Below are 12,117 nucleotides of genomic sequence, written 5' to 3'. Positions count from 1 at the left end.
GTCATGTCCGCGCGCCTGCGCATCGGCCTGCTGTTGAGCGTGCTGCTGGTCAGCCCGCTGGCCAGCGCCCTCGCTCTCAACCCGCAGGAGCAGGCCGGCAAGCGCCTGTACCGCGAAGGCCTGTCGGGCAGCGATGCCCAGGTCTCGGCACGGGTCGGCGCCGCCGACATGCGGGTGCCGGCCAGTGTCGTGCCCTGTGCCAGTTGTCACGGCAACGATGGCCTCGGCCGGGCCGAGGGCGGGGTACGCCCGCCGTCGCTGAACTGGCAGCGCCTGGCCGGCGGGCAGGGCGCGCGGCAGGCCAACGGGCGCAGCTATCCGGCCTATTCCCAGGCCAGCCTTGCCCGGGCCATCCAGGAGGGCCGCGACCCTGCCGGTAACCGCCTCGACCCGGCGATGCCGCGCTTCGTCCTGAGCATGGCCGACCAGCGCAACCTCAGCGCCTACCTCAAGCGCCTGGCCGATGACCGCGACCCGGGGCTTGAGGAGCAGACCCTGCGCCTGGGCACCTTGCTGCCGACCCGCGGCGCCCTGGCGGAGCCGGCGCGGGTGGTGGCGGCGGTATTGAATGACCGCATCGCCCAGATCAACCGCCAGGGCGGTATTCATGGTCGCGCCTTGCAGTTGATCAACCTCGATCCCGGCCCCGATCAGGCCAGTGCCGAGCAGGCGCTGGGGCAACTGATCGGGCAGGAGCGGGTGTTTGCTTTGATCGCGCCCATGGCGCCGGGGCTGGAGGCCACGCTGGTCTCCCGCCTGGAACAGGCGCGCCTGCCCTTGATCGGCGCAGCGCCGCAGTTGGCCAGCAGCCGCCAGGTGTTCGACCCGTTGCCCGGTTTGCGCGAACAACTGCTGAGCCTGGCCGACTACGCCCAGGGCAGCCTGTCGTTGCAGGGGGCCGAGGTCAACATCGTATATGCCGACGCAAGTTTTGCCGCCCTGGCGGCCAACCTGCGTCAGGCATTGCTTGAGCGTGGCTGGCGCAACGTCAGCGCCGAGCCATTCGAGCAGCAGGCACCGGCGGCGCAGGCGCTGTTTTACCTGGGCAAGGCTTCGGGCTTCAGCCGGTTGACCGAAGCCCTGCAACAGGCGGGGCGCACGCCTTACCTGTTCGCGTCTTCAAACCAGGTCGCCAGTGAGCTGCTGCTGGTGCCGCCAGCCTGGTCGCGGCGCGTGTTTCTCGCCTATCCGTTTATTCCCGGCGACTGGACAGCGCAAGGCCGCGCGGCGCTCACCGCCATGCGCCAGCGCCAGGGCCTGGATGGCCGCCAGGGCTTGTTGCAGGTCAGCACCTGGTGCGCCATGCAACTGCTGGAAGAAGCGCTCAAGCGCGCCGGGCGCGATGCCAGCCGCGAGAAACTCACCCAGGCTTTGGAAGGCCTGCACGACGTGCAGACCGGCCTGACCCCGGCCCTGGGCTTTGGCCCGGGCCGGCGCCAGGGCCTTAACGGGGCCCATGTGGTAACGGTTGAAATGCCCGGCCCGGTGTTCTACCCGGTCGCCGCCTACCAGAGTGTCCTTGAGACGAGGTCGCCATGAACCGCCTGATGCCGTTGCTGCTGTGCCTGTTGGCCCTTTCGCTGCACGCCGCAGACGCTCCGCCCGCGGCGCGGGTCAACGGCGTGGAAATCAGCCAGCTGCGCCTGGAGCGCTATTTTGCCGAATACCTGCAAGACCAGGGCAGGGCGCTGACCAGCATCCGCAACCCCAGCGTGTACAAACGCCTGCGCGAACAGGCGCTGAACGACCTGATCGACCGCGAGCTGCTGTGGCAGGAAGCCCAGCGCCAGGGCGTGACGGTCAGCAATGACGAAGTCCAGGCGCGTATCGGCCACCTGCGCCAGGCCTTCGGCTCAAATGAAGTGTTCGAACGGCGCCTGGCCGAAGCCGGCTTCGATGTACAGAGCTTTGCCGCCTATACCCGTCAGGAGCTGGCGGCGCAGCAGGTGTTCCTTGCCGCCAGCCGCGTGCCAGAGCCCAGCCAGGCTCAGGTCCTGGCCTTCTATGCGGCCAATGGCAAAACCTTTGCCGGCGCGCAGAACCAAAGCCAGCAAGGCCCTGTCCAACGCGAGCAGGGACTTGCACTGGCTAAAACCCTTCTTATCGATCAGCTGCAGGCGCAGGCGCGTCAGGCGTTGTTGCAACGCCTGCGCGACAGCGGCCAACTGCAGCGTATCGACTGAGCGCCAGGCCGCCCCCCAATGTTGGGGCAGGCCAAGGGGCAAAACGCCATCTACCCCCCGGGATTGGGGAAGGGGCTAGCGCCCGTTTGCGTCTATGCTTACAGAATCAACGACATAGCACAGCGATTTGCGCGGTATCACGCCTGGCACGAAGCATGCGTAAGCCTCTACAAGGCCGCACTTCTGCCGGGTCGGGAAACCGGGCCAGCAATGCTTCAGGGAGTGGACCTTGGTGAACACAGTATTGGTAGTCGATGACGAACAGACCCTTGCCGGCAATATCCAGGCGTACCTGGAAGCCCAAGGCCTGAACGTCCATGTTGCCCACGACGGAGCAAGTGCCATCGGCCTGGCCGAGCGCACCACCCCTGACGTGATCGTGCTGGATTATCGCTTGCCCGATATGGAGGGTTTTCAGGTTCTGGACGCTGTGCGCAAACGCAGGGACTGTCATTTCGTGCTGATCACCGCCCACCCGACCGCCGAGGTCCGTGAGCGGGCCGGCCAACTGGGTGTCAGTCATATCCTGTTCAAGCCGTTTCCCCTGGCGGAACTGGCCCGCGCAGTCCTCGACCTGATGGGCATCAAGCGAGAAAACCGACGCGTAGCCGACACGGACACAGGGTTCGTCGAACGACGCCAAAGCAGGAGTGAGAGTTTCCCCCTGCAGCTGTTCGACGGTAGCTGGGTCCTGGCCGATCGCCGACGTAATGGCGCACGGCCGCCGGGGCCCGACGACGACCAGCTGCTCACCGGGGAATGACGCGCGAGCAGGGCTGAACCAGGCTCTCCGCGCCCCGCGTTGGAGAGCAAGCCATGGAACCGTTGTCGCTCGTTCCTCCCGTTGTTGCCAGCACCCCGGCGCCCCTTGGCCGCGCGTTGCTGGCCCAGGCCAGGGCCAGTGCCGAACTCAGCGGCGAGCGCCTGCTCGATACCCTGCAAGCACTCAGCGGTCTTGAACCTGCCGATTTCGTCCAGTGCCTGGGCGCCACCCTGCATTACCCGGTGCTCGATGGCCCGTCGCTGTTTGCCGCCATGCCCTTGTTCGAACGGGTCAGCCTGGCGCAGTGCCTGAAACGCGAATTCATCCTCCTGCAACATGCCGGCATGACCCTCGGAGTGTTCGCCGACCCCTTCGACAACGCCCGCCTGGCCTGGATCGACGAGTGCCTGCAAGGTGCGCCGCTGTACCTGGTGCAAGCCGCCGAACTCAAGGGCTTTCTCGCCCGCCACGAAGAAAGCTTTCACGCCGTCGATTCACTGGACACCGAAAACGAAACGGTCAACGAGCTCGACAGCCTGCAGAGCCTGTCGTTGGCCAGCATCAGCGAAGACCAGAGCCGGGTGGTCAAGCTGGTCAACTCGACCCTGTACGACGCCCTGAAGATGCACGCCAGCGACATCCACCTGGGCGTGACCGGCAGCGGCCTGGTGATCAAGTACCGCATCGATGGCGTGCTCAACAGCATCAGCAAGGTCAGCGGCAGTGAGTTCGCCGATCAGGTGATCTCGCGGATCAAGGTCATGGCCGAGCTGGACATCGGCGAAAAACGCGTGCCCCAGGACGGCCGCTTCAAGATCGGCATCAGCGCCCGGCAGATCGACTTCCGGGTCTCGATCATGCCGAGCATCTTCGGTGAAGACGCGGTGCTGCGGGTGCTCGACAAACAGGACCTGGCCGACCGCGTCAGCGGCGTGCAACTGCAGGCTCTGGGCTTTGAAGAGCAGACCCTGCGCAGCCTGCGCCGCCTGGCCAGCGAACCCTACGGCATGATCCTGGTCACCGGCCCCACCGGCAGCGGCAAGACCACCACCCTCTACGCCATGATCAGCGAGATCAACCATGGCGTGGACAAGATCATCACCATCGAAGACCCGGTCGAATACCAGTTGCCGGGGGTGCTGCAGATCCCGGTCAACGAGAAGAAGGGCCTGACCTTCGCCCGCGGGCTGCGCTCGATCCTGCGCCACGACCCGGACAAGATCATGGTCGGTGAGATCCGCGACCCGGACACCGCGCAGATCGCCGTGCAGTCGGCGCTGACCGGGCACCTGGTGTTCACCACCATTCATGCCAACAACGTCTTCGATGTGATCGGCCGCTTCAGCCAGATGCAGGTCGACCCCTACAGCTTCGTCTCGGCGCTCAACGCGGTGCTGGCCCAGCGCCTGATTCGCCTGGTCTGCCCGCACTGCGCCGCCCCTCAGCAACCCACGGATGACGAACTCGGCGCCTCGGGCCTGGAGCCCGGCCAGGTCGGCCATTACCGCTTCGTTCACGGCAGCGGCTGCGGCCAGTGCCGGGGCAGCGGTTACCGCGGGCGCACGGCGATTGCCGAGCTGCTGCACCTGGACGACGACCTGCGCCAGATGATCGTCGAGCGCAAGCCCCTGGCCCAGATCAAGACCCTGGCCTGTCAACGCGGCCTGCGCCTGCTGCGCAGCTCGGCGCTGGAACTGGTGCGTGATGGCCGGACCACCCTGGAGGAGATCAATCGTGTCACTTTTATCGCCTGATCGCTTTATCGCCGTGCTCGGCGCCCAGGGTGTGGGTTTGGGCCAACGCCAGGGCACCCGGCAACAGTGGCTCGGCAGCCTGGACTTTAGCGCCGAACGCAGCCAGGCCTGGGCGGTTGCCCTGGAGTCGCTGCAGCACCTGCTGGCTGAACAACCGTGCAAAGGCGCACAGTTGCAAGTGTTGCTCTCGGCCCAGTACAGCCGCTTCTGCCTGGTGCCCTGGAGCGCCGCCATCAGCCGTCCGGACGAGCTCCAACAGTACGCCCGCGCCTGCTTCGAGGCGCATTACGGGCAGAGCCTGGAAGGCTGGCGCATCGTCGTCTCGCCCGAAGCCGCCGGTTGCCCGCGCATCGCCAGCGCCACGCCGCAGGCCTTGCTCGATCAGCTCGATGCCCTGTGCCGCAGCCTGGGGCTGCGCCTGCGCTCGGCACGGCCTTACCTGATGGCGGCCTATAACCACTTTGCCGAGCAACTGGGGCAGGGAGACTTTCTCTTCGTCCTGGCCGAGCCGCAACGCAGTGTCTGCCTGCTGGCACAGAACGGCGCCTGGCAACAGGTCAGCGCCCGTGGCTGTACTGACAGCGACCAGGCCCTGCACGCCTTGATTGCCCGCCAGGCCGAGCTGCACCAGGGCCAAGGGCAGTTGCCGGTGTACCTGCATGCGCCCGGTCGCCTGGAACAACCGCCAGCGCTGCAGGGTGTGCAGCTGTGCGAGCTGGCGCCCACCCCGTTAGCGGTACGCGACGTGCTGTGCAGCATGTCCCGGGCGGTAGCCTGAGATGCGCCGCCTGATGCTGGATTTGCAGCCCGCCCGCACCGGCCTGCACGCCTGGGCGCTGCTGGCTTGTGGGCTGAGCCTGCTGCTCGGCGCCGTGCTACTGCAGCACGGCCTCGATCAACAACAGGCCGACCTTGAGCAGCACCTCGAACAGCTCGACCGCCAACTGGGTAAACGTCCGCAGGCCGGGCAACCGCTCAATGCCGCGCAAAGCCGCGAGCAGGCCGAGAAACTGGCGCAGATGCGTAGCGTCTCGCAGCAACTGCAACGGCCTTGGGAGCGGCTGTTCGGCATGCTCGAAGGTCTGCCGCAAGACGACATCGCCTTGCTCACCCTGACCCCCGACGCGCGCAAGGGCCAGCTGCGCATCAGCGCCGAGGCCCGCGACCTGGAAGCCATGCTGGCCTTCCACAAGCGCCTGGAAGCCAGTGCCGAGCTGCGCGATGTGTCGCTGCTCAACCACGAAATCATCGCCAAGCAGGCCGAGCATCCGGTGCAGTTCAACCTGTCGGCCACCTGGGAGAACGGCAATGCGCATCCCTAGCCTGATCCTGCATGAACGCGCCCGCCAGCTCGGTGTAGTCGGCCTGGCCGGTGCCGGGCTGCTGGTCCTGGCGCTGCTGTACGGCGTTACCGTGCTGCTGGCGCAATGGCAACAGCTGCAACAGCTGGAGCAACAACGCGATCAGGCCCTGGCGCAGGTCGCGCAGTTCAAGCAGGGCACGCGGAAGCTGCCGCAGGTGCCACAGCACGAGCTGGAAGATTTCCACAAGCAGCTGCCGGCCCAGCCCCAGGCCACCGTGGCCATCGACCGCATCTACGCCCTGGCCAAGGCCGAGCAGATCACCCTGGCCCGCGGCGAGTACGCCCTGGGTGTCGACCCCAAGACCCAGCTGGCGCGTTACCAGATCCTCCTGCCGGTGCGCGGCAGCTACCCGCAGATCCGCCGCTACGTGCATGCCTTGCTCGGCCAGCTGCCGGCGCTGGTGCTGGAAGACATCGACCTGCAACGCAAGAAGATCGGCGACCGCGAATTGACCGGGCGCCTGCGTATGACCCTTTACCTGTCGAGGTCATGATGAACACTCAACGCAGCCTGGCCTGGCTGGTTTTTCTCGGCACCGCCGCGGTGCTGGCCTGGGGGCCAGGGTACTTCTTCGAAGAGGCGGCTGAAGACGGCGAGGCAGGTGTTGTCGTTACCAGCAAGGCCGTAGCAACCGAGACAGCGCTGGCGCAGAAAGACGCCAAACCCGCAGCCCTCAAGCCTCGCGACCTGTTCCCGAGCAAAAGCTGGAAGCCGGCGGTGCAGATGACCACGGTCACCGAGCAACCCGTCGCCATGGCCCCGGTGGCCTTGGCGCCTGCCGTGCCAGCCCTGCCATTCCAGTTCGTTGGCCGCCTGGATGATCGCGACGATCAGCAGGTGTTCCTGCAAAGCGGCGAAAAACTCTACGTCGTGCGTCGCGGCGACGTGATCGATGACACCTACCGGATCGAGCAGATCTCCGCCACGGAGCTGAGCCTGGTCTACCTGCCGTTGCACCTGTCCCAGACTTTGTCTGTAGGGAGCGCACCATGAATTTGCCAAGGCTCAGCCACAAAGCGCCGTACCTGATGCTTGCCCTGTGTGTCGCCCTGGCCGGTTGCGGCACCGCCGGTGTGCGCAAGGACGCCCAGGCCCTGATCGGTGAAGGGCAATATGAGGCCGGGATCGCTCAGCTCGAAGAAGCGCTCAAGCAACACCCGCGCGACACCGAGCTGAACATCGCCCTGATCCAGGGCCGGCGCCAGGCAATCGAAGCGCTGCTGACCCAGGCCGACAGCGACCGCAGCCGCCATGATTTCGGCGGTGCGCGCAGCGGCTACGGCCGGGTGCTGACGCTGGAGCCGAACAACCGCCGGGCCCTGGATGCGGTACGCCAGATCGAACAGATGCGCAATCTTGGCGAGCGCATCGCCCTGGGCCAGGCGGCGCTGCGTGGGGGCGACCTGTTCGGCGCCGAGCGGCACATGCGCGAAGTGCTGCTGCTCGACCCGCAGAACGAAGGCGGCCTGGCCCTGCGCAAGGACATCGAGCTGGTGCAAAGCCGCACCGCCCAGCCCAACCCGCAACTGCGCAGCAAGCTCGAACGGCCGGTGACCCTGGAATTTCGCGACGCCAACCTGAAGACCATCTTCGAGGTGCTGTCGCAGGTGGCGGGGCTGAACTTCATCTTCGACAAGGACCTGCGCCCGGACATGAAGGCGACCATCTTCGTCCGTGACGTGCGTATCGAAGACGCCGTGGCCCTGCTGCTGGAGCAGAACCAGTTGCACCAGAAGGTGGTGAACGACAACACCCTGCTGATCTACCCGGACTCGCCACAGAAGACCAAGGATTACCAGGAACTGGTGATGCGTACCTTCTACCTGACCAGCATCGATTCCAACACTGCACTGAACCTGGTCAAGACCATGCTCAAGACCCGCGACGTATTCGTCGACGAGCGTCTCAATACCCTGACCATGCGCGACACCCCCGATGCCGTGCGCATGGCCGAGAAACTGTTGCAGTCCCAGGATCAGTCCAACCCGGAAGTGGTGCTGGAAGTGCAGGTGATGGAAGTGGCCCGCTCGCGGATCCTCGAGCTCGGCCTGCAATGGCCCAACACCTTCGGCTTGCTCAACGCCGACGGCAACCCGGTGGGCATTCTCGACCAGCTGCGCGGCATCAACTCCTCGCGCATCAGCATCGCGCCGGCACCGCAAGCCAAGATCAACGCCCAGGACAACGACATCAACACCCTGGCAAGCCCGGTGATCCGCGTCAGCAACCGCGAGCAGGCGCGCATCCACATCGGCCAGCGGGTACCGATCATCAGTGCCACCTCGGTGCCCTCGACCCAGGGCCCGGTGATCACCGAAAGCGTCACCTACCTGGATGTCGGCCTCAAGCTCGAAGTGACCCCGGTGGTGCACCTGAACAACGAAGTGGCGATCAAGGTGGCCCTGGAAGTCAGCAACGCCAAGCCGCTGGAGCCGACCCGCCAGGGCACCATCCCGGTCCAGGTCGACACCCGCAACGCCCAGACCAGCCTGCGCCTGCACGACGGCGAAACCCAGGTGCTGGCGGGCCTGGTGCGTAACGACCAGGGCGCCAGCGGCAACAAGATCCCCGGCCTTGGCGACATTCCCGGCCTGGGCCGGCTGTTCGGCAGCAACCGCAGCGACAACAGCCAGTCGGAGCTGGTGCTGTCGATCACCCCGCGAATCATCCGCAACCTGCCGTACCAGAGCCCGTCGGACATGGAATTTGCCACCGGTACCGAAACCAGCATGCAGATCCGCAACCTCAACCGCAGCGTCGAGGTGGAGGACGAACAGACGCTGGTGGCGGTTCCTGGCGCGGTGAGGCCCTGAATCATGAAACGGCCGATGGCAGGTTTCAGCCTGATCGAAGTGATGCTGACCCTGGCGCTGCTCGGGTTGCTGGCCTCGATTGCCGCGCCGCTGACCGAGACCCTGGTGCGGCGCAACAAGGAGCAGGCGCTGCGCACCGCGCTGTACCAGCTGCGCGATGCCATCGATGCCTACAAGCGTGCCTTCGACGCCGGCTACATCGAGAAATCCCTCGATGCCAGCGGCTATCCGCCGAACCTGCAGGTACTGGTCGATGGCGTGCGCGATGTGCGTAGCGCCAAAGGTGCGAAGTTCTACTTCCTGCGCCGGATTCCCCAGGACCCGCTGGTGGCAGCGCGCAAGGACGATGAGCAGGGCGGCTGGGGGCTACGCGCCTACGACAGCTCGGCGCAGAACCCGCGCGACGGCCAGGATGTTTTCGACGTGTATTCCAGGGCCCGTGGCAAGGGCCTCAACGGCATCGCCTACGGGCAGTGGTGAGCATGATGAAACGCAGCCAGGGCTTTACCTTGATCGAGTTGCTGGTGGTGATGGCGATCATCGCCACCCTGATGACCATCGCCATGCCGCGCTACTTCAACAGCCTCGAAACCTCGCGCGAGACCACCCTGCGCCAGAGCCTGGCGGTGATGCGCGAGGCGCTGGACCACTACTACGGCGACTCCGGCCGCTACCCCGAGTCGCTTGAACAGTTGGTGGAGCAACGCTACCTGCGCAGCGCACCGCTGGACCCGATCACCGAACGCCGCGACCTCTGGCAGGTGGTGGCGCCGCCCGAAGGCGTTGCCGGTTCCGTCGCCGACATCAAGAGCGGTTCAACCGGGAGGGCCCGTGATGGCAGCCTTTATGCCGAGTGGTAATGCCGGGCAGGCAGGCTTCACCTACCTGGGCGTGCTGCTGCTGATCGCCGTCACCGGCATGGCCCTGGCGGCCACCGGCACGCTGTGGTCGACCGTCGCCCAGCGCGAGCGCGAACGCGAGCTGCTATGGGTCGGCGGCCAGTATGCCCAGGCCCTGCGCAGCTACTTTCGCAGTTCCCCGGGCCTGGCCCAGTACCCGCAGAGCCTTGAGGAACTGCTGGAAGATGCCCGCTATCCCGAGCCCAAGCGGCACTTGCGCAGGCTGTACCTGGACCCGATCACCGTCAGCGACGACTGGGGCCTGCTGCGTTCGATCGACGGGCGCATCACCGGCGTCTACAGCCGCTCACAGGCCATGCCGCTCAAGCAAACCGGCTTTGCCGCCCAGTGGTCGGAGTTCGAGGGCCTGGAGCACTACAGCGACTGGCAGTTCGTTGCCGAGAAGGCCTTTGCCGAGACCGCCGCCGGCGCACGCAAGGGCCTGGCCCAGGGAGCCGGGCAATGAACCGCCGCCTGAGTGCCTTGGCCCTGGTCCTGGTGCTGCTGGCCGGCAGCGCCCGGGGCGGCGCCGAGGACGAGATGATGGGCTTTATCGTCGACAACACCATTTCGCATATCGGCCACGACTTCTATTACAGCTTCGCCGAGCGGCTGCGTGCCACCAGCCGCCTGGATTTCAACCTGGTGGTACGCGAACGGCCCGACCCGCGCTGGGGCAGCCTGGTGACGGTCGAGTACGAGCAACGGGTGGTGTACCGGCGTTTTCTGCCACCCAACACAACTGAGCTCAAGGACGCCGCCTATGAGGCTGCGGACCTGGTCAAGGCGCAGATTATCCAGCGCAAGCTGCAGATGCTGCTGCAGGACACCACTGATCTGGAGAGGGATGAGTTATGAACAACAACAAAACCTGCAGCCTGGCCTCCCTGGTATTGCTGGCGGCCCTCGCCAGCCAGGCCAGTGCCACCGAACTGGTCTACACCCCGGTCAACCCGGCGTTTGGCGGCAACCCGCTGAACGGCACCTGGCTGCTCAACAACGCCCAGGCGCAGAACGATCATGAAGACCCGGCCATCAAGGACCGCGCCTCGGCGTTCGCCAGCACCTCGGCGCTGGAGCGCTTCACCAGCCAGCTGGAGTCGCGCCTGCTGTCGCAGCTGCTGACCAACATCAACAACGGCAACACCGGCAGCCTGCAGACCGACGCCTTCATCATCAACGTCATCGACGACTCCGGGGCCCTGAGCATTCAGGTGACCGATCGGGTGACCGGTGAGATTTCGGAAATTCAGGTCAACGGCCTGAACCCTTGAAGGGCACAGGACAACGGGGAGAAACAGCCATGAAACGATTTCTGAGCACACTGCTGATCCTGGCCGCCTTGCAAGGCTGCAGCCTGCGCGAACCGATGCCGGCCGAACAGGACAGCGAAAGCCCGACCCTGACGCCGCGGGCCTCGACCTACTACGACCTGCTCAACATGCCGCGGCCCAAGGGCCGGCTGATGGCAGTGGTGTATGGCTTTCGCGACCAGACCGGGCAATACAAGCCGACCCCGGCCAGTTCGTTTTCCACCAGCGTCACCCAGGGGGCGGCGAGCATGCTGATGGATGCCCTGCAGGCCAGCGGCTGGTTCGTGGTGCTCGAACGCGAAGGGCTGCAGAACCTGCTGACCGAACGCAAGATCATTCGCGCCTCGCAGAAAAAGCCCGATACGCCGGTGAATATCCTGGGTGAACTGCCGCCCCTGCAGGCGGCCAACCTGATGCTCGAAGGCGGTATCATCGCCTACGACACCAACGTGCGCAGCGGCGGCGAGGGCGCACGTTACCTGGGCATCGACCTGTCGCGTGAGTACCGGGTCGACCAGGTCTCGGTCAACCTGCGGGCGGTGGATGTGCGCAGCGGCCAGGTGCTGGCCAACGTCATGACCAGCAAGACCATCTACTCGGTCGGGCGCAGCGCCGGGGTGTTCAAGTTCATCGAGTTCAAGAAGCTGCTGGAAGCCGAGGTCGGCTACACCACCAACGAGCCCGCGCAGCTCTGCGTGCTGTCGGCGATCGAGGCGGCGGTCGGGCACTTGCTGGCCCAGGGCATTGAACGGCGCTTGTGGCAGGTGGCCGGGGATGGTGCGGGGGACAAGGCGGTGCTGGATAAATACCTGAGCCAGTACCAGAGCCCATGAAACCCATCGCTGGCAAGCCAGCTCCCACAGGTTCGGCGGCGTACACAGATCAATTGTGGGAGCCGGCCTTGCCGGCGATGCAAGGCAAAGCCTTGCCAGTCAGGTTTACCTCAATGGGTGGGGCAGCCCTGTTCCTTGACGAAACCCATCGCTGGCAAGCCAGCTCCCACAGGTTCGGCGGCGTACACAGATCAA

General features: G+C 65.6%; 15 protein-coding genes. All 15 read left to right on the top strand.

What is annotated here, in order from left to right:
• The first annotated feature begins 3 nt into the window (after positions 1–3).
• Complete coding sequence (locus ABM562_RS25060; RefSeq protein ID WP_460423710.1) at positions 4–1,539, top strand: cytochrome c/ABC transporter substrate-binding protein; 1,536 nt, start codon at positions 4–6, stop codon at positions 1,537–1,539.
• On the top strand, positions 1,536–2,183 hold the full coding sequence (locus tag ABM562_RS25055) for a SurA N-terminal domain-containing protein (RefSeq protein WP_115086792.1): 648 nt from the start codon (positions 1,536–1,538) through the stop codon (positions 2,181–2,183). Before ABM562_RS25060 ends, ABM562_RS25055 begins: the two co-directional genes overlap by 4 nt.
• Positions 2,184–2,412: 229 nt before the next feature.
• Positions 2,413–2,946, top strand: a complete 534-nt coding sequence (locus tag ABM562_RS25050; RefSeq protein WP_115086791.1) for a response regulator — start codon at positions 2,413–2,415, stop codon at positions 2,944–2,946.
• Between the two features lie 53 nt (positions 2,947–2,999).
• A complete protein-coding gene (locus ABM562_RS25045) occupies positions 3,000–4,700 on the top strand; it encodes a GspE/PulE family protein (protein WP_460423707.1) in 1,701 nt (566 codons plus the stop codon).
• Positions 4,651–5,478 carry a hypothetical protein gene (locus ABM562_RS25040; protein ID WP_460423705.1) on the top strand — a complete coding sequence of 276 codons (828 nt, stop codon included), beginning with the start codon at positions 4,651–4,653 and terminating at the stop codon, positions 5,476–5,478. Before ABM562_RS25045 ends, ABM562_RS25040 begins: the two co-directional genes overlap by 50 nt.
• A 1-nt stretch (position 5,479) precedes the next feature.
• The gene (locus ABM562_RS25035; RefSeq protein WP_233674126.1) at positions 5,480–6,022 is read left to right on the top strand and encodes a pilus assembly protein; all 543 of its coding nucleotides are present in this window, start codon (positions 5,480–5,482) and stop codon (positions 6,020–6,022) included.
• A complete protein-coding gene (gene pilO, locus ABM562_RS25030; RefSeq protein WP_460423703.1) occupies positions 6,009–6,557 on the top strand; it encodes a type 4a pilus biogenesis protein PilO in 549 nt (182 codons plus the stop codon). The genes ABM562_RS25035 and pilO overlap by 14 nt, the downstream gene beginning before the upstream one ends.
• On the top strand, positions 6,557–7,057 hold the full coding sequence (locus tag ABM562_RS25025) for a hypothetical protein (protein WP_460423702.1): 501 nt from the start codon (positions 6,557–6,559) through the stop codon (positions 7,055–7,057). Before pilO ends, ABM562_RS25025 begins: the two co-directional genes overlap by 1 nt.
• On the top strand, positions 7,054–8,877 hold the full coding sequence (locus ABM562_RS25020) for a secretin N-terminal domain-containing protein (RefSeq protein ID WP_134065031.1): 1,824 nt from the start codon (positions 7,054–7,056) through the stop codon (positions 8,875–8,877). Before ABM562_RS25025 ends, ABM562_RS25020 begins: the two co-directional genes overlap by 4 nt.
• Positions 8,878–8,880: 3 nt before the next feature.
• Positions 8,881–9,357, top strand: coding sequence for a prepilin-type N-terminal cleavage/methylation domain-containing protein (locus tag ABM562_RS25015; protein WP_115086784.1), 477 nt, complete (start codon positions 8,881–8,883; stop codon positions 9,355–9,357).
• Positions 9,358–9,362: 5 nt separating this feature from the next.
• On the top strand, positions 9,363–9,737 hold the full coding sequence (locus tag ABM562_RS25010) for a type II secretion system protein (RefSeq protein ID WP_115087115.1): 375 nt from the start codon (positions 9,363–9,365) through the stop codon (positions 9,735–9,737).
• Complete coding sequence (locus ABM562_RS25005) at positions 9,712–10,242, top strand: type II secretion system protein (protein WP_115086783.1); 531 nt, start codon at positions 9,712–9,714, stop codon at positions 10,240–10,242. Before ABM562_RS25010 ends, ABM562_RS25005 begins: the two co-directional genes overlap by 26 nt.
• A complete protein-coding gene (gene csgE, locus ABM562_RS25000; RefSeq protein ID WP_460423699.1) occupies positions 10,239–10,634 on the top strand; it encodes a curli production assembly/transport protein CsgE in 396 nt (131 codons plus the stop codon). Before ABM562_RS25005 ends, csgE begins: the two co-directional genes overlap by 4 nt.
• Positions 10,631–11,050 (top strand): curli assembly protein CsgF, encoded by a 420-nt coding sequence (locus ABM562_RS24995; protein ID WP_115086781.1) that lies wholly within the window; start codon positions 10,631–10,633, stop codon positions 11,048–11,050. The genes csgE and ABM562_RS24995 overlap by 4 nt, the downstream gene beginning before the upstream one ends.
• 29 nt (positions 11,051–11,079) lie before the next feature.
• A complete protein-coding gene (locus ABM562_RS24990) occupies positions 11,080–11,922 on the top strand; it encodes a CsgG/HfaB family protein (protein ID WP_115086780.1) in 843 nt (280 codons plus the stop codon).
• Positions 11,923–12,117 lie beyond the last annotated feature (195 nt).

The organism is Pseudomonas sp. ZL2, assembly GCF_054788455.1.
Note: the sequence above shows the minus strand (reverse complement) of the source record. Positions and strands in the feature narration are given on the sequence as shown.

Excerpts from the sequence above, each read along its gene's own strand:
- ABM562_RS25060 (WP_460423710.1), top strand. The coding sequence starts at position 4 with ATGTCCGCGCGCCTGCGCATCGGCCTGCTGTTGAGCGTGCTGCTGGTC.
- ABM562_RS25055 (WP_115086792.1), top strand. The coding sequence starts at position 1,536 with ATGAACCGCCTGATGCCGTTGCTGCTGTGCCTGTTGGCCCTTTCGCTG.
- ABM562_RS25045 (WP_460423707.1), top strand. The coding sequence starts at position 3,000 with ATGGAACCGTTGTCGCTCGTTCCTCCCGTTGTTGCCAGCACCCCGGCG.
- ABM562_RS25040 (WP_460423705.1), top strand. The coding sequence starts at position 4,651 with ATGGCCGGACCACCCTGGAGGAGATCAATCGTGTCACTTTTATCGCCT.
- ABM562_RS25035 (WP_233674126.1), top strand. The coding sequence starts at position 5,480 with ATGCGCCGCCTGATGCTGGATTTGCAGCCCGCCCGCACCGGCCTGCAC.
- pilO (WP_460423703.1), top strand. The coding sequence starts at position 6,009 with ATGCGCATCCCTAGCCTGATCCTGCATGAACGCGCCCGCCAGCTCGGT.
- ABM562_RS25025 (WP_460423702.1), top strand. The coding sequence starts at position 6,557 with ATGAACACTCAACGCAGCCTGGCCTGGCTGGTTTTTCTCGGCACCGCC.
- ABM562_RS25020 (WP_134065031.1), top strand. The coding sequence starts at position 7,054 with ATGAATTTGCCAAGGCTCAGCCACAAAGCGCCGTACCTGATGCTTGCC.
- ABM562_RS25015 (WP_115086784.1), top strand. The coding sequence starts at position 8,881 with ATGAAACGGCCGATGGCAGGTTTCAGCCTGATCGAAGTGATGCTGACC.
- ABM562_RS25010 (WP_115087115.1), top strand. The coding sequence starts at position 9,363 with ATGAAACGCAGCCAGGGCTTTACCTTGATCGAGTTGCTGGTGGTGATG.
- ABM562_RS25005 (WP_115086783.1), top strand. The coding sequence starts at position 9,712 with ATGGCAGCCTTTATGCCGAGTGGTAATGCCGGGCAGGCAGGCTTCACC.
- csgE (WP_460423699.1), top strand. The coding sequence starts at position 10,239 with ATGAACCGCCGCCTGAGTGCCTTGGCCCTGGTCCTGGTGCTGCTGGCC.
- ABM562_RS24995 (WP_115086781.1), top strand. The coding sequence starts at position 10,631 with ATGAACAACAACAAAACCTGCAGCCTGGCCTCCCTGGTATTGCTGGCG.
- ABM562_RS24990 (WP_115086780.1), top strand. The coding sequence starts at position 11,080 with ATGAAACGATTTCTGAGCACACTGCTGATCCTGGCCGCCTTGCAAGGC.